Source organism: Solwaraspora sp. WMMD1047, from assembly GCF_029626155.1.
Taxonomy (GTDB): Bacteria; Actinomycetota; Actinomycetes; order Mycobacteriales; family Micromonosporaceae; genus WMMD1047.
Window position 1 is genome coordinate 6,402,895 of the sequence record NZ_JARUBL010000001.1, and the last position, 15,888, is coordinate 6,418,782.

The following is a 15,888-nucleotide window of genomic DNA, read 5'->3' on the forward strand; positions in this document are numbered from 1 at the left end:
TAGCCCTTCCCGGTGCCGGACACCACGCTCCCCCGCCGCGGTCAGCCGACCCGGTCGATGACCAGCGGCGCCACCGTGGGCCGATCGTCGGCGATCCGCACCGAGGATTCCGCGGCCGCCCGGGCGGCCGGAATCCGGGCCGCGTCGTCGGCGCGCAGTTCGTAGAGCACGTCACCGGCCTGGACCCGATCGCCGGGCCGGCGGTGCAGCAGCACGCCGGCGGCGGCGCTGACCCGGTCCTCCTTGCGCGCCCGGCCGGCGCCGAGCCGCCACGCCGCCACCCCGATCCCGTACGCGTCGACGGCGGCGACGTACCCGTCCCGCCCGGCGCGGACGTGCTCGGTCTCCGCCGCGACCGGCGCCGGTGCGTCCGGGTCGCCGCCCTGGGCGCTGATCATGGCCCGCCACCGGTCCATCGCGCGGCCGTCGCGCAGCGCCCGCTCGGGGTCGGCGTCGGCCAGACCGGCGGCGGCGAGCATCTCCCGGGCCAGCGCCAGGGTCAGCTCCACCACGTCCGGTGGGCCGCCGCCGGCCAGCACCTCGACCGACTCGGTCACCTCGACGGCGTTGCCGACGGCGAGGCCGAGCGGGGTGGACATCTCGGTGAGCAGGGCGACGGTGCGGACTCCGTGGGCGGCACCGAGGCCGACCATGGTGGCGGCCAGTTCCCGGGCGTCGTCGAGGGATTTCATGAAGGCGCCGGTGCCGACCTTGACGTCCAGCACCAGGGCGGCGGTGCCCTCGGCGATCTTCTTGCTCATGATCGAGCTGGCGATCAGCGGGATCGCCTCGACCGTGCCGGTCACGTCGCGCAGCGCGTAGAGCTTGCGGTCCGCCGGGGCGAGCTGGTCACCGGCGGCGCAGATCACCGCGCCGACGTCGCGCAGCTGCCGGATGAACTCGTCGTTGGTCAGGCCGGCCCGCCAGCCGGGGATCGACTCCAGCTTGTCCAGGGTGCCGCCGGTGTGGCCGAGGCCGCGGCCGGACAGTTGCGGCACGGCCGCGCCGCAGGCGGCGACGAGCGGGGTCAGCGGCAGGGTGATCTTGTCGCCGACGCCGCCGGTGGAGTGCTTGTCCACGGTGGGCCGCCCGACGTCACCCAGCGCCAGCCGCTCCCCGCTGGCGATCATCGCGGCGGTCCAGCGGGCCACCTCCGCGGGCGTCATCCCGCGCAGCAGGATCGCCATCGCCAGCGCCGACATCTGCTCGTCGGCCACCAGCCCGCGGGTGTACGCGTCGATCACCCAGTCGATCTGCCCGTCGCTGAGCGTCCCGCCGTCGCGCTTGGTGCGGATCACCTCGACCGCGGCGAACCCGCCGGCCGTCATGACGGCGCCGAGCCGGGCCAGCGGGTCGGGATCTCCAGCGGCGGCTCGCCCTCGCCGGCCCAGAACATCACGCCGTCGGCGTCGACGACCACCACCCGGGGAGTGCGGGCCAGCCCCCAGGTGATGCCCTCCTGCGGGGTGCCCCAGCTCGGCGCCTCCTCGAGGACGCCGGTGGGTGAACCGTCGTCGCCGGCGGACCGTTCCCAGTAGCCGGTCCAGACCTGCCGACCGCCGGAGAGGTCCGGGTGCAGGAAGACGGTGCCCCGGCCGCGCCAGGCGGCCAGCCGTTCCGGCACCGCCGGCACCGCCGGGTCGGCGACGACCGCCTCCAGGTCGTCCACGTCGAACGCGTACGGCAGCAGTTGGCTCATGGTCAGCGGCGCCGGCACGGCCTCGACCAGGCAGTCCGGGCCGCCGTGTTCCCAGAGCAGTTGGCGGCAGCGGCCGCAGGGCATCAGCGGCTCACCGGTCGCGTCGACGCAGGAGAGCGCCAGCAGCCGGCCGCCGCCGGAGGCGTGCAGGGCGGAGACCACCCCGCACTCGGCGCAGAGCGTCACGCCGTACGCGGCGTTCTCGACGTTGCAGCCGACCACCACCCGGCCGTCGTCGACGAGCCCGGCGGCGCCGACCGGGAACTTCGAGTACGGCGCGTACGCGTGCCGCATGGCCTCGGTGGCGGCGGCCCGCAGCCCCGCCCAGTCGATCTCGATCGTCACGTCTCCATCCTGCCCGTCGCCGGTCAGCCCTTGATGTAGGGCTTGCCGTCGGCGGCCGGTGCCCGCACCTTTCCGACCAGCCCGGCGACCGCCAGGATGGTGGCGAGGTAGGGCAGCATCGCCAGGAACTGGCTCGGGATGATGCTGTTGATCGCGCCGAGGTAGGTGCCGAGCTGGTCGGCGAAGCCGAAGAAGAGCGCGGCGAGCAGCGCCCCGGTCGGGCTCCACCGGCCGAAGATCAGCGCCGCGAGCGCGATGAAGCCCTTCCCACCGATCATGTTCTTGGTGAAGGTGTAGAGGGCCAGGGTGTAGGAGGCGCCGCCGATGCCGGCCACCAGCCCGGCCATGATCACGTTGCGGTACCGCAGCGCCAGCACCCGCACGCCCAGGGTGTCGGCGGCGGTGGGGTGTTCGCCGACCGACCGGGTGCGCAGCCCCCACCGGGTGCGGAACAGCCCGACGTGTACGACAAGCACCAGGATCAGCGCCAGGTAGAGGAAGATGTTGCCCCGGAACAGCGCCGGCCCGAGCACCGGGAGGTCCGACAGCAGCGGGATCTCCCAGGAGTCGAAGCGCGGCGGCTGGTTGTAGCGCTGCGCGTCGGTCTGCATCAGCCGCTCGTAGAGGAAGCCGGTCAGGCCCAGCGCGAACAGGTTCAGCACGATCCCCATCACCACCTGGTCGACCAGGTACCGGATGGTGAAGATCGCCAGCAGCAGGGAGATGAACGCCCCGCCGATGGCGGCGGCGACCAGGCCGACCCAGGCGCTGCCGGTGAGGCTGCCGAAGAGCGCCCCGGCGAAGGCGCCCATCAGCAGTTGGCCCTCGATGGCGACGTTCACCACGCCGGAGCGTTCGCAGAGCACCCCGGCGAGCGCGCCGAAGATCAGCGGCAGGGCGAGGATGAAGGTGCCCCGCAGGATGTTGACCATGGGCATGAAGTTCTGCCCGGTCGGCGCGGCGGAGACCTGCCAGCACAGGAACGACAGCACCACGCCGACGATGCCGGCGCCGAGCAGCAGCGGGAACCAGCGGGGCGGCACGCCGGCCAGCAGCGCGCCGCCGACGGCCGCCGCGACCAGCCCGAACAGGACCGCGCCGAAGGTGCCGTTGATGGACAACGCGGCACCGGCGGCGTCCTCGCTGAGGGTGAAGCGGGCCCGTTGGTCGGTGGCGAGCGCCCCGAAGAGCACCGCCGCGAGCAGGCCGACGCCGACCAGCCCCGCGCCGACCTTCCGGTCGCGGGTCCAGAAGCCCTGGCGTACGGGGGCGACGGCGACCTCTTCGACAGCCGTGGTGGACATGCCGCTCACCAGCCCTTCGCCAGGCTCGTCTGCAACCGGGCGGCCCGCGCGGCGCGGAGCCGGAAGATCGCCTTCACCAGGGCCGGCGCGGCGATGAAGATCACGATCAGCGCCTGCAGCACGGTCACCAGCTCCAACGAGATCCCGGCGTACGACTGCATCCGGTTGCCGCCGGCCTGCAGCGCGCCGAAGAGCAGGGCGGCGAGCAGCACGCCCCACGGTTGGACCCGGCCGAGCAGCGCGACCAGGATGCCGTCGAAGCCGATCTGGGCGATGACCAGCGGGGTGAGCGCCGCGGCGGTGGTGCCGACCACCATGTTGGCGCCGCCGAGCCCGGCCAGCGCGCCGGCGATCACCATGATCAGTACGTAGGTCCGGGTGACGCTGATGCCGGCGGTCCGGGCCGCGTCCGGGTTGGCTCCCACGGCGCGCAGTTCGAAGCCGAGGGTGGAGCGGTTGAGCAGCCAGCCGACCGCCCAGGTGACGGCGACCGCGAGCAGGATGCCGGCGTGCACCCGCAGGTCGTCACCGAGCAGCCGGGGCAGCTGGGCCGAGGAGTCCACCGACCGGCTGATCGCGTCGGTCCGGCCCTCCGCCTGGATGCCCTGCTGGACCACCAGCCAGGCCAGGAAGTAGACCGCCACGTAGTTGAGCATGATCGTGTTGATCACTTCGTGGGCGCCGGTGCGGGCCTTCAGGAAGCCGGGGATGAAGCCCCAGATGGCGCCGCCGAGCGCACCGGCCAGCACCGCCACGACCAGGTGCACGACCGGCGGCAGCGGCAGCAGGAAGCCGGCCAGCGCGGCCAGGATCACGCCGATGGTGGCCTGGCCCTGGGCGCCGATGTTGAACAGCCCGCCGCGGAAGGCGAGCGCCACCGACAGGCCGGTGAAGACCAGCGGCGCGGTGTAGGTGAGGGTCTCCGAGATGGGCGCGAAGACCGCCTGCCAGCTGCCCGATCCGTCCGCCCAGGCGGAGATCGCCGCCGGGTCGAAGACGGCGCCCTTGAACAGGTTGGCGTACGCCTCGCTGACCGCCGTCCAGCTGGAGTTGACGGCATCCGACGGGCGGGAGGTGAGGTAGCCGTAGGTGGCCAGCACGTCCGGGTCGGAGACGATGATCAGCACGGCGCCGATCAGCATTGCCAGCACGATCGCCAGCACGGTGACGGTGAAGGTGTTGGCCGCCCAGAGGTTGTGCAGGAAGTGCTGCAGGAAGGACCCGCCGCCCGCGGAGCCGTCGGCCGGGTTGTCGGCCGCGGCGGCGCGGGTGGTCTGCGTACCCGTGGCGGGGTCCTTGTCGGGCGACGGCGCGGTGGCGCCGGTCTCGGGTTGCTCGGTCATCGCTCCTGGTCCTCGCTGCCGGCGGCCGGGGTCGCCTCGGCGGCCTGGTCCGGGGTGACGCCGGCCATCAGCAGGCCGATCTCCTCGCGTGGGGTGTCCGGGCCGACCACGCCGATGATCCGGCCGCGGTACATCACCGCGATCCGGTCGGCCAGGCCGATCACCTCGTCCAGCTCGCTGGAGACCAGCAGGACGGCGGTGCCGGCGTCCCGCTCGTGCACGATCCGGCGGTGGATGAACTCGATCGAGCCGACGTCCACGCCCCGGGTGGGCTGGGCGGCCACGAAGAGCTTCAGCGGCCGGGACAGCTCCCGGGCCACGATCACCTTCTGCTGGTTGCCGCCGGAGAGGGTGCCGACGGTGGCCTCGGCGGACGGGGTACGCACGTCGAACTGTTCGATCCGCTCCCGGGCCGATTCGGCGATCGCGTCCGGGCGCAGCACCAGGCCGGACCCGAACGGCGGCCGGTCGTAGATGTCCAGCACCAGGTTCTCCGCGATGCTGAACTCCTTGACCAGGCCGTCGACGCTGCGGTCCTCGGGGACGTAGCCGACCCCGGCGCGGAGCACCTTCTTGGTGGACCAGCCGTCGATGCGGCGGCCGGCCAGCGAGACCGTGCCGGCCAGCACCGGCCGCAGCCCCATGATCGCCTCGATCAGCTCGGTCTGGCCGTTGCCCTGCACGCCCGCGATCCCGAGCACCTCGCCGGCCCGGACGGTCAGATCGACGCCGTCGACCGCGCGGCAGTCCCGCTCGTCGTCCACGACCAGCCGGTCGACCCGCAGTACCGGCTCGCCGGGCCGGGCCGGTTCCTTGTCGACCCGCAGGATGACGCTGCGGCCGACCATCAGCGCGGCCAACTCGTCCTCGCTGGCGCTGGGGGCCGCGGTGCCCACGGTCCGGCCCCGCCGGATGACGGTGATCCGGTCGGCGATGGCCTTCACCTCTTTGAGCTTGTGGGTGATGAAGACGATCGACTTGCCGGCGTCGCGCAGCGAGCGCATCACGGTGAGCAGCTCGTCGGTCTCCTGCGGGGTGAGCACGGCGGTCGGCTCGTCCAGGATGAGCAGGTCGACGTCGCGGGTGAGCGCCTTGACGATCTCCACCCGCTGCTGCACGCCGACCGGCAGGTCCTCGATCACCGCGTTCGGGTCGACCCGCAGGTTGTAACGCTCGGAGACCTCGGCGACCTGCCGGCGGGCGCGGCGCCGGTCCAGCACGCCGAGCGGCCCGCCGCGGATCTGTTCGGCGCCGAGCATCACGTTCTCGGCGACGGTGAAGACGGGCACCAGCATGAAGTGCTGGTGCACCATGCCGATGCCGGCCGCGATGGCGTCCGACGGACCCTTGATCCGCAGCGGTACGCCGTCGACCAGGATCTCGCCCTCGTCCGGCTGCAGCAGCCCGTAGAGGACGTTCATCAGGGTGGACTTGCCGGCGCCGTTCTCGCCGAGCAGCGCGTGGATCTCTCCGGGCTCCACCGTCAGGTCGATCCGGTCGTTGGCGACCAGCTCACCGAACCGTTTGGTGATGCCCCGCAGTTCGAGTCTCAGCGCGACCTCCTCGGGTGCGGGCGGATGTCCGGCAGCCTAGGCCACCGGCGGGTACGCGGACCGGGCCGCCGGGGAAACACCCGGCGGCCCGACCCGTTTGCTCCCTGCTTACTTCGTCGGCTGTGCCGCGGAGGTGACGGTCACCGTGCCGGCGATGATGTCGGCCTTGAGCTTGTCGACCTCGGACTTCAGCTCGGCCGGCACCTTGTCCTCGAACTCGTGGTACGGGGCGATCGAGACGCCGTTGTTCTCCAGCGTGCCGATGGTGCCCTGGTCGGCGGTGAGCTTCTCGCCGTCGGCCGCCCGCAGCACGGCGTCCTTCACCGCGTCGGTGATGTTCTTGACCACGGTGGTGATCAGGGCCGGGCAGTTCGGTGTGCTCTCGCAGCCGTCGACGTCGACCCAGATCGCGGAGTACTTGCCGCCGGAGGCCTGGGCGGCGGCGGTGGTGCCGAGCCCGGCGCCACCGGCGACCGGCATCACGATGTCGGCGCCCTGGGCGACCAGGGTGTCGCTGACCTTCTTGCCCTCGTCCTGCTTGACGAAGTCGTTGGTGAACGACCCGTTCTGGCTGGCCTTGTCCCAGCCGAGCACCTGGACGTTCTCGCCCTTGGCCTGGTTGTAGTAGGCGACCCCGTCGGCGAAGCCGTCCATGAAGATGGTCACCGGGGCGATCTTCATGCCGCCGTAGGTGGCGACCTTCTTGGTCTCCGACATCCCGGCGGCGACGTAGCCGGCCAGGAACGCGGCCTGCGCGGTGTCGAACTGCATCGGGAAGACGTTCGTCTGCTCCAGCTTGGCGTCGACGATCGCGAACTGCTGGTCGGGGTTGGCGGCGGCCACCTTGCCGGTCGCCTCGGCCATCAGCCCGCCGACGGCCAGGATGAAGTCGCAGTCCTGGTTGACGTACTGGGTCAGGTTCGGCTCGTAGTCCGCCTCGGCGTCCGAGGCGACGAACTTGATGTCGATGTTGTCGTTCTCGGCCTTCGCCGCCTCCAGGCCCTGCCAGGCCGAGGTGTTGAACGACTTGTCGTCGATACCGCCGACGTCGGTCACCATGCAGGCGCTGTACTGCTCGGCGGCGGTGCCGCCCTCTTCCTCTTCCGGCGCCTCACCACAGGCGGCGGCGCCCAGCGCGAGCCCACCCACTGCGACCAGCGAAACGAATCGCATCCCACGCACTGCGCGCAAGACGGTCTCCTTCCCATTGCACACCGCACACGCGCGGTGGCAGCCCTAAGCCGGCCTGCGGCTGCCCGCCGGCGTCCCACGTTACGGACGCCGAGCGTACGCCCGCGTCCGTCCACCGGCCGATGATCGTGCACGACTGTTGAACGCTCGTTATCCTCACGTAACTGTCGAGCGCGGGAGATCACCTGGAACGGGGTCCCCGGAATGGGACGCTACCCAAGCGGAACCCCCCATTCAGGGCTTTTCCGCGGCAGGTCAGCGCCAGAAGACCGCGACGGCGGCGTTGACCAGGGTCAGACCGATGATCGCGAGAAAATGTCCCGAGTTGACCGCTTCGCGCTTGCGGGAGAAGAAGACCATCGCGAAGATCGCCAGCCCGAGCAGCAGCTTGACGGCGAGCTTGGCGGGGGCGGGTTCGTCGCCGTCCCGCAGCGGCGCGGCCAGACCCAGCCCGGTCACCACCTGGATGACGGCGCCCCAGAGCATCGCCGGGTTGATCCGCAGTTTGCCGGTGAAGTACTGGGTCAACGCGCCGCCGAGCAGCAGCGCGAACCCGATCAGATGCAGATAGAGAAGTACGAGTCGAAGAGCTTCCACCCGGACATCCTCCCCTACCCGCCCGCCGGGCGAACCGGTGCCCGGGTCGGGGCGACAGTCGCCGGGGCCGCCGGCACCTCGCGTCGGGGTCGTCGACCGACCCCGACCAGGACCAGCCCGAACAGGGCGTAGCCGGCGAGGATCGCCAGCGGCGTGGCCGCGCCGGCCCCGTCGAAGAAGGCCGTCGAGCGGAGCAGGCTGCCGCCGGCGCCGACCGGCAGCCACTGGCCCAGCGCCCCCCAGGGCTGCGGCAGCAGCTCCGGCGCCGAACCGACCGCCGAGAGCGCGTTGCCGACCAGGAAGACCAGCAGCGCGCCGAGACCGATCCCGGCCCGGCCGAGCACCGACCCGAGCCCGGCCACGGTGGCCGCCGTGGCGAGGGCGAAGAGGCCGATCGCCCCCGCGTTCGTCAGATGGTCACCGGGCAGCACGCCGAGCCAACCCTGCAGCAGGCCGGCCCCGGCCAGGCCGGCGAGCAGCCCGTAGCCGGCCAGCCCGACCAGCCGGGCGCGGCGGCCGGCGACCAGCAGCACCAGCAGCGCACCGGCGAGCAGGCTGGTCATCACCAGCGGCAGGAAGCCGGCGGCGAACCCGGCGCCGCGCGGGTCGTCAGGGTCGGCCGGCACCACCTCGACCACCCGGGGCGGCTGCCCGCCGGCGAGACCGCTGGCGGCCTGGATGAGCAGGTTGCTGACCGCGGGACTGGCGGCCGGGGCGGTGTGCAGTTCGACACCGGCCGGGCCGACCACGAAGGCGGCGTACACCTCCCGGTTGCGCAGGGCGGCGTCGGCGGCGGCCGCGTCGGGCAGCCGGGTGATCTCGAAGGCGCCCTGGTCGGCGGCGCCGATCCGGGCGGCGATCTCGGCGGTGGCGGGCGTCGGGCCGGCGACCGCGACCGGCAGGTCGCGCGGCGCCAGGTGCGCGGCCGGGGCCGCGAACAGTGGTACGAGCAACGCCTGGGCCAGCACCGCCAGCCCGGCGAGCAGCACCGCCAGGACCAGGGGCGATCCGGTACGGGTGGGAACTCGGCTCATCATCCGCTCCTAAAAACGAACGCTCGTTCTTCTTAATCGATCGAAGCGTCCCACTCCGGCGCGTGGGTCGTCAAGAACGAGCGTTCGTTTTAGAATGTGCTCCGTGCCACGCGTCTCCGACGAACATCTCGCCGCCCGCCGCCAGCAGATCCTCGCCGCCGCCCGGCGCTGCTTCCTGCGCAGCGGCTTTCACGCCACCTCGATGCAGGACGTGATCGCCGAGGCGGACCTGTCGGTGGGCGCGGTGTACCGCTACTTCAAGAGCAAGCACGAGATCGTCAGCGCCATCGCCGGCGAGACGGTCGACGGCATCAACCTGGCGCTGGCCGAGATCGCCGACCACCGCCCGCCGTACCCGCTTGTCGAGTCGATGGACCGGGTGTTGACCGTCATCGACGCGCAGACCGGCCCGGACGGCATGTTCCGGCTGGCCCTGCAGGTCTGGGCCGAGACCGTCCGGGACGTCACGCTGGCCGAGATGGTGGCCGGCAAGTACGCGATGCTGCGGGAGACCTTCAACCGGATCGCCCGGCAGGCCCGCGACGCCGGAGAACTCCCGGCGGACGCCGACGTGGACGCGGTCGGCAGCGTGCTCTTCGGAATGATCCCCGGGTACGCCCTGCAGCAGGTACTCGTCGGACAGCCGGACCGGAAGACCTTTCTGGCCGGGATCCGCACCCTGCTCCCCGTCCCGGTCCGCGAGCCATGACCCGCCGGAGCCGGACCGGCCGGTGACGGCGCGGTGGTCTGCCTGGTCAGTTGGCTGGTGACCAGGCAGACCACCGCGTCCGGACATGGTTCGTCCGTTACCGCTCGGTCAGGAGGCGGAGCAGCTCAGACCGGTCGGAACCGCACTGCTGCCGGTGCCGACCAACCCGACGGCAGTACTGCCGGCGGGCGGCAGAGCGCCGTTGTACGGCTCGTTGCGTACCGTGTTCACCCCGCCGGACGTGGTCAGCCGGCCGTTCCACAGCGAGGTCACCGCTACCCCACTCGGGTTGGTCCAGGTGACGACCCAGCCGCTGATGGCGGCGGTGCCGGTGTTGCGGACCACGACCTGTCCCTGGAAGCCGCCCTGCCAGCTACCGGTCACCGTGTATGTCGCGGAGCAGCCGCCGGTCTCGCCGCCGCCGTCGGTCGCCGTGGTCACGGTGCGCGCCGGCGAGGGCGCGGAGACGTTCCCGGCCGCGTCCCGGGCCCGGACGGTGAAGGTGTACGCCGTCGCCGGGGAGAGGCCGACCACCCGGTAGGTGGCCGCCGAGACGGTGCCGACGACGGTCGCCGGCCCGGAGCCGGCCGACCGGAGCACCTCGTACGAGGTGACGCCGACGTTGTCGGTGGACGGTGCCCAGCTGAGCGTCACCGAGTTCGCGGTGACCTCACCCGCGGCCGGCTGGCCCGGCGCGGTCGGCGCGGTGTCGTCGTCCTCGCCGCCGTCGGCGTAGCGCTCGGCGAGGCTGATGCCGGTCGTCGAGGTCGCCCCGCCCAGGCGGACCTGGTGGTCGAGGCCGACGAACTTGCCGTTGTGCTGCCAGAGCGCCGGCTTGAGGACCTCGTTGTACTTCGTCTCGTCCCAGCTGGTCCAGTCGTCGCGCAGCAGGCCACCGGTGTCACCCGAGTTGGGGTTGAGGCTCCAGAACGTGTGGTGGATGCCGTGTTCGATCATCAGGTCGCGCAGGGCGTGCAGCCACTTGTCCTGCCGGGCGTCCTGTCCGTACCGCCCTCCCCATTCGCCGATCAGCAGCGGCGCGGTGTCGTTCTCGTGGATGTAGAGCCAGTTGGGCCGCCACACGTCATCGGTGAGTGACGCCTTGTCGAACTCCCCCTGGAACCATGGCTGCTCGAAGACCAGCGGGCCGTAGTCGTGCGGGGAGTACACCAGTTGGTCCTGGTTGGCGCCGAGGTTCACCGGGTGCTCCGCGACTCCGCGCAGATTGCCGCCCCACCAGTTGTAGTGGTAGTTGGGGCTCCGGTCCGGATTGGTGTTGGGAGAGTTCCAGGTGGCACCCGCCCGCGGGTACACCTCGATCCCCTCGCAGAGGATCAGCAGGTTCGGGTTGATCGCCAGGATTCGCCGGCCGGCCGTCTCACAGGCGTGCTTGAAGTTGTCCTGATCGGTCGACGAGTCCCACTTGGCCCGTTGCTGGTCGTTCGGGGTGCCGTGCGGCTCGTTCTTGATGTCCATCGCGACGATGGTGTCGTTGGTGCGGTAGCGCGTGGTGACCCACTCCCAGCCCTGGTAGAACAGCTCCGAGGTGATCGCGCCCTTCCACCAGACGGGATAGACGTGGCCCGAGTTGTCGGCCTCCGCGCTGTGCACGTCGAGCATGACCTTCAGCCCGTACCGCTCGCAGAGCTGCAGCCAGTGGTCGAACACCTGCAGGTTGTTCATCCCCGAGAGTTCGGGGTTGACCGCCAGGTTGACGTTGGGGCTCACGGTCTGGCCGGCCTTCCACTCCAGCAGGAGCTGGGTCGAGACGGGCACCCGCACGAGGTTGATGCCGCGCTCCGCCAGCTGCCGGGTGACCGTCTCGATGTTGGCCGCCCAGAGGCCGTGGAAGACCCGTTCGGTGGCGTTGAATCCGAACCAGTTGGCCCCGGTGAGCCAGACCTGGTTGCCCGCCTCGTCCACGATCCGGTTGCCGTCGGTGTGCAGCCAGTCGCTCGTCGGCGCGGCCTGCGCGAGCTGGGTGGCCGTCCTCGGTGTGACGGTTGCCGTGGCTGGTCCGGACACCGCGGCCACCCCGGCGAGAAGGCAGGCCAGCGCTGTGGCGGCCCACCAGACACGTCTATGTGACACGTTCCTTGACTCCTTGTCGTCGCGCGGCGGTCCGATCCGGGACGGGGACTCGCCGCCAGCAGCTCACCAGGCGTGGGAGCGCTTCCATCGACAGACTACGACGTTTGGCGGGCCGCGCGAAAGGTCGCAGTGTCGATCACCCCGCCCTGCTCAACCCTTCACCGCTCCCGAGGTGAGTCCGGAGACGATGTAGCGCTGCAGGAACTGGAAGACCAGCACGGTCGGGATCGCGGTCAGCAGGGTGCCGGCCGCGAAGCTGCCGAAGTTGCTGTCCCGCTCCCCCGCCACCAGGCCGAACATGCCCACGGCCAGGGTCTTCGCGTCGGTGTCGGTGAGGAAGACGCTGGCGATCAGGAACTCGTTGATGGTGTTGATGAACGCCAGCAGCCCGGTCACCGCGAGGATCGGCGAGACCAGCGGCAGCATGATCCGGAAGAAGACCTGGGCGTGGCTGGCGCCGTCCATGGTGGCCGACTCGTCGATCTCCCGGGGCAGGGTGTCGTAGAAGCCCTTCATCAGCCAGGTGTTCACCCCGAGCGCCCCGCCGAGATAGAGCAGGATCAGCCCCCACGGGGTGTTGAAGCCGAGCGCCGGCCAGTGGTCGGTGACCGTGGTGAAGATCAGGAAGATCGCCACGATCGCCAGGAACTGCGGGAACATCTGGATCAGCAGCAGCGACAGCAGGCCGACCCGCCGGCCCGCGAACCGCATCCGGCTGAACGCGTACGCGGCCAGCGCCGACAGGAAGACCGACAGCACCGAGGCCAGCCCGGCGATCAGCAGCGAGTTGGCGAACCAGCGGCCGAACGCGGTGTCGGCGAAGAGGTCGGCGAAGTTCTCCCCGGACACCCCGGCCGGCACCAGCCCGGACGACGAGAGCGTGCCGAGCGGGTTCACCGCCGCCGAGACCACGAACAGGATCGGGAAGAGCGAGAAGGCCAGGGCGAGCAGCGCCACCAGGTGCCGCCAGCCCACCCGCGCGAACCATCGGCCGGTCACGAGTACACCTCCTCCTGCTTGCGGGTGCGCCGGAAGCTCACCGCCGAGATGATCGCGACCAGCGCGAAGATGAAGATCGAGATGGCGGCGGCGAAGCCGTACTCGGCGCCCTGCCCGCCGAACGCCAGCCGGTAGGTGTAGGTGATCAGCAGGTCGGTGGCGCCCACCGTCGGGTTGTCCGCCGGAAACGGCGCCCCGTCGGAGGTCAGGTAGATCGCGTTGAAGTTGTTGAAGTTGAACGCGAACGAGGCGATCAGCAGCGGCGACAGCGCCACGAGCAGCAGCGGCAGGGTGACCTGCCGGAACGACTGCCAGGGCGACGCGCCGTCCACCGAGGTGGCCTCGGTCAGCTCCCGGGGAATGGCCTGCAGCGCGCCGGTGGCGACCAGGAACATGTACGGGTAGCCCAGCCACAGCTGCACGGCGATCACCGCGGTCCGGGCCGACCACGCCTGGCCGAACCAGTCCACGTCCAGCCCGAACAGGTTGTTGATCAGGCCGAAGTCGGCGTTGAACAGGTCCCGCCAGACCAGCAGCATCGCGAACGACGGCATCGCGTACGGCAGGATCAGCAGCACCCGGTAGAGGTTGCGCCCGCGGACCCGGGGCGAGTGCAGGGCGATCGCGCAGAGCAGGCCGAGCACGAAGGTGCCGCCGGTGGAGCCGACCGCGAAGGCGACGTTCCAGAGCAGCGAGCCGAGGAACGGCCCGGAGATGTTCCGGTCGGTGAGCACCCGGGCGAAGTTGTCCAGCCCGACGTTGACCCGCCAGCCCTGGATCAGCCGCTCGCCGTCGCCGGCCACGAACGAGCCGAGCGCGTCGTCGGCGGTCCAGACCTTGCCGCTCGCGCTGTCGCGTACGCAGTCGCAGCCGGCGTCGTACGCCCGCACCGCCCGGCCCTCGTAGGCGCGGGACAGCCCGGCGGAGCGGATGGCGCCGCCGGCCGTGGGCACGGTGAACTCGGTGATCTCCTGGCTGCGGGCGCTGGCCTGGCCGACGGTGAGCAGCGTGTAGCCGTCGGCGGCGGTGACCTTGCCGGCGTCGGTGACGGTGACCTCGGCGGCGGCGAGCTGGCGCAGGCCGTCCGCGTCGCCGGCCGAGACGGCGCCGGTGGCCGGGTCGGTGACCAGGAAGACCAGCGGGCCGTTGCCCGGATCGCCGGTGGTCGCGACGGTGAGGGCGTACTCGGTGGAGCCGGGGACCTGGACCACCGACGCGCTCTGGATCGCCACGATCGCGTCGTCCTTGCCGCCCCGGTGCCCGTCGCCGAAGTTGCTGAACGCGGTGCTGACCGTGAAGAGCACCGGGAAGACCTGGAACGCGATCAGGAAGAGGGTGCCGGGGATCAGGTACTTGGCCGGGATGTGCCGGCGGGTCAGGTAGAGGTAGCCGAGGCCGGCGGTGGTGGCGGCCAGCAGCGCCAGGCCGGGCCAGGCGCGCGCCTCGGCCAGCGGGAAGGCCGCCCAGATCGCGATCCCGGCGGTGAGGCCGAGCAGGATCACCTTGATAGCCAGCCCGTGCGCGGTGACCGGGCCGGCGGCGCCCGGCGCCGCGCTCCGGTGGCCTCGGGGCGGGCGGCCCGGGGCCGGCGCGCCGGCCGGCCCCGGGGTCGAATCCGACGGGCGCATTACTTGATCTGCCCCGCGATGGTCTGGCCGGCGGCGGTGACCGTGGCGGTCACGTCGGCGCCGCCGACGATCGCCGCCTCGGCCTTGCCGAACGGGTCCCAGATCGCGGCCATCTCCGGGATCGCGGGCAGCACCTGGCCGTTGCGGCCGGCCTCCTGGAACTTGGCCAGGTCCGGGTCGGCGCCGGAGACCTGGTCGAGCGCGGCGGTGAGCGCCGGCGGGCGGGGCTCCGCCTGGTAGAGCGCCACCGCCAGTTCGGGGGTGGTGGTGTAGTTGGCGACGAACTCCTGGGCGAGGGCCTTGTTGGCGCCCTTGGCCGCCACGTAGAAGGCCTGCACGCCGACGAACGGCGCCGCGGCCTGGCCGCCGGCGAAGCCGGGGACGGGCGAGATGTCGTACGCGATGCCGGCCTTCTTGGCGTCGGTGACCGCCCACGGGCCGGAGACCAGGAAGGCGCACTTGCGGCTGGTGAAGGTGGCGATCGAGTTCTCCGGGGTGATGGAGCGCTTGAGCAGGCCGGCGCCCTTCTCGCCGAGCGCGCTGATCTTCTCGAACGCGGCGATCGACCCGGGTTTGCCGACGCCGAGGTCGGCCGGGTCGTAGTCGCCGCCGGCGGTGGTGCCGAAGAGGTAGCCGCCGGCCGAGCTGTAGAACGGGTACAGGTGGTAGGCGTCGCCGTTCTGGCCGACCTGCAGGCAGAGCAGTTCGGTGGTCTTCTTCTCGGCCTGCAGCTTCTTGGCGGCGGTGACCAGTTCCTCGACGGTGGTCGGGGCCTGCGGGGCGAGTTCGGTGTTGCGGATCAGCGCGAGGTTCTCCATCGCGTACGGCACGCCGTAGAGCTGGCCGTTGAAGGTGGTGGCCTTGACCGCGATCTCGTTGAAGCCGTCCTGCTGGGCGGCGGAGAGCTGGACCGGTTCGATCGCGCCGTTGCGGACCAGGTTGCCGATCCAGTCGTGGGCGCCGATCACCACGTCCGGGCCGCTGCCCTGCTGGGCGGCGGTGACGAAGGTGGTCTGCAGGTCCTTGGAGACGGCCTGGACCTCGACGGTGACGCCGTTTGCCTCGCCGAACTTCTCGGCGAACGGTTGGAGAGCGGCGGTGCGCTTGTCGTCGGCCCAGATGACCAGCTTGCCGGTCGCGGCCTCCGGGGCGGCGGAGGTGGCCGGCTCGTCGCCGCCGCAGCCGGCGCCGACCAGCGCGAGGGTCAGCGCGGTCACCACACCCGCGGTACGGATGCGCATGGGGAACTCCTGTCGGTCGGTCGTGCCGAAGCAGCCGAGGGGCGGCCCGGCCGGTAAAGGTTCGAAAGTTCTTGCATCAGACGCCCGATTCCGGCGCCACTGCTGTCGCGTGTTGCCGGGACGTTAGCAAGGCGTTGCATGGAATGGAAGAGCT

Annotated in this window: 13 protein-coding genes; 1 reads left to right on the plus strand and 12 read right to left on the minus strand. The window is 71.4% G+C overall.

All coding sequences use genetic code 11. The features are described from left to right. Positions 1-41 precede the first annotated feature (41 nt). The 8 genes from O7627_RS29290 to O7627_RS29325 form a co-directional block, all read right to left on the minus strand. Positions 42-1,328 carry a thymidine phosphorylase gene (locus tag O7627_RS29290; RefSeq protein ID WP_278096684.1) on the minus strand — a complete coding sequence of 429 codons (1,287 nt, stop codon included), beginning with the start codon at positions 1,326-1,328 and terminating at the stop codon, positions 42-44. Beyond that, complete coding sequence (locus tag O7627_RS29295; protein WP_278098478.1) at positions 1,325-2,038, minus strand: cytidine deaminase; 714 nt, start codon at positions 2,036-2,038, stop codon at positions 1,325-1,327. The genes O7627_RS29290 and O7627_RS29295 overlap by 4 nt, the downstream gene beginning before the upstream one ends. Before the next feature lie 29 nt (positions 2,039-2,067). Beyond that, positions 2,068-3,348, minus strand: a complete 1,281-nt coding sequence (locus tag O7627_RS29300; protein ID WP_278096685.1) for an ABC transporter permease — start codon at positions 3,346-3,348, stop codon at positions 2,068-2,070. A 5-nt stretch (positions 3,349-3,353) separates the two neighbouring features. Continuing rightward, positions 3,354-4,691, minus strand: a complete 1,338-nt coding sequence (locus O7627_RS29305; RefSeq protein WP_278096686.1) for an ABC transporter permease — start codon at positions 4,689-4,691, stop codon at positions 3,354-3,356. Next, positions 4,688-6,244, minus strand: coding sequence for an ABC transporter ATP-binding protein (locus O7627_RS29310; RefSeq protein WP_278098479.1), 1,557 nt, complete (start codon positions 6,242-6,244; stop codon positions 4,688-4,690). Before O7627_RS29310 ends, O7627_RS29305 begins: the two co-directional genes overlap by 4 nt. Positions 6,245-6,352: 108 nt before the next feature. Further along, positions 6,353-7,417: a BMP family ABC transporter substrate-binding protein gene (locus tag O7627_RS29315; protein ID WP_278096687.1), complete on the minus strand. Its 1,065-nt coding sequence runs from the start codon at positions 7,415-7,417 to the stop codon at positions 6,353-6,355. Positions 7,418-7,690: 273 nt separating this feature from the next. After that, positions 7,691-8,032 carry a hypothetical protein gene (locus O7627_RS29320; protein ID WP_278096688.1) on the minus strand — a complete coding sequence of 114 codons (342 nt, stop codon included), beginning with the start codon at positions 8,030-8,032 and terminating at the stop codon, positions 7,691-7,693. Positions 8,033-8,046: 14 nt separating this feature from the next. Next, positions 8,047-9,066, minus strand: coding sequence for a hypothetical protein (locus tag O7627_RS29325; protein WP_278096689.1), 1,020 nt, complete (start codon positions 9,064-9,066; stop codon positions 8,047-8,049). Between the two features lie 103 nt (positions 9,067-9,169). Between O7627_RS29325 and O7627_RS29330 the strand changes: the two genes are divergently transcribed. After that, positions 9,170-9,775 (plus strand): TetR/AcrR family transcriptional regulator, encoded by a 606-nt coding sequence (locus tag O7627_RS29330; RefSeq protein ID WP_278096690.1) that lies wholly within the window; start codon positions 9,170-9,172, stop codon positions 9,773-9,775. A 108-nt stretch (positions 9,776-9,883) separates the two neighbouring features. Here the strand turns inward: O7627_RS29330 and O7627_RS29335 are convergent, their stop codons facing one another. The 4 genes from O7627_RS29335 to O7627_RS29350 form a co-directional block, all read right to left on the minus strand. Next, positions 9,884-11,866 carry a cellulase family glycosylhydrolase gene (locus O7627_RS29335; RefSeq protein ID WP_278096691.1) on the minus strand — a complete coding sequence of 661 codons (1,983 nt, stop codon included), beginning with the start codon at positions 11,864-11,866 and terminating at the stop codon, positions 9,884-9,886. 150 nt (positions 11,867-12,016) lie between these two features. Continuing rightward, complete coding sequence (locus O7627_RS29340; RefSeq protein WP_278096692.1) at positions 12,017-12,865, minus strand: sugar ABC transporter permease; 849 nt, start codon at positions 12,863-12,865, stop codon at positions 12,017-12,019. Then, positions 12,862-14,493 (minus strand): ABC transporter permease subunit, encoded by a 1,632-nt coding sequence (locus O7627_RS29345; protein ID WP_278096693.1) that lies wholly within the window; start codon positions 14,491-14,493, stop codon positions 12,862-12,864. The genes O7627_RS29340 and O7627_RS29345 overlap by 4 nt, the downstream gene beginning before the upstream one ends. Further along, positions 14,493-15,734 (minus strand): maltose ABC transporter substrate-binding protein, encoded by a 1,242-nt coding sequence (locus tag O7627_RS29350; protein WP_278096694.1) that lies wholly within the window; start codon positions 15,732-15,734, stop codon positions 14,493-14,495. The genes O7627_RS29345 and O7627_RS29350 overlap by 1 nt, the downstream gene beginning before the upstream one ends. Between the last annotated feature and the right edge of the window lie 154 nt (positions 15,735-15,888).

Excerpts from the sequence above, each read along its gene's own strand:
- O7627_RS29325 (WP_278096689.1), bottom strand. The coding sequence starts at position 9,066 with ATGAGCCGAGTTCCCACCCGTACCGGATCGCCCCTGGTCCTGGCGGTG.
- O7627_RS29290 (WP_278096684.1), bottom strand. The coding sequence starts at position 1,328 with ATGACGGCCGGCGGGTTCGCCGCGGTCGAGGTGATCCGCACCAAGCGC.
- O7627_RS29345 (WP_278096693.1), bottom strand. The coding sequence starts at position 14,493 with ATGCGCCCGTCGGATTCGACCCCGGGGCCGGCCGGCGCGCCGGCCCCG.
- O7627_RS29350 (WP_278096694.1), bottom strand. The coding sequence starts at position 15,734 with ATGCGCATCCGTACCGCGGGTGTGGTGACCGCGCTGACCCTCGCGCTG.
- O7627_RS29300 (WP_278096685.1), bottom strand. The coding sequence starts at position 3,348 with ATGTCCACCACGGCTGTCGAAGAGGTCGCCGTCGCCCCCGTACGCCAG.
- O7627_RS29315 (WP_278096687.1), bottom strand. The coding sequence starts at position 7,417 with ATGCGATTCGTTTCGCTGGTCGCAGTGGGTGGGCTCGCGCTGGGCGCC.
- O7627_RS29305 (WP_278096686.1), bottom strand. The coding sequence starts at position 4,691 with ATGACCGAGCAACCCGAGACCGGCGCCACCGCGCCGTCGCCCGACAAG.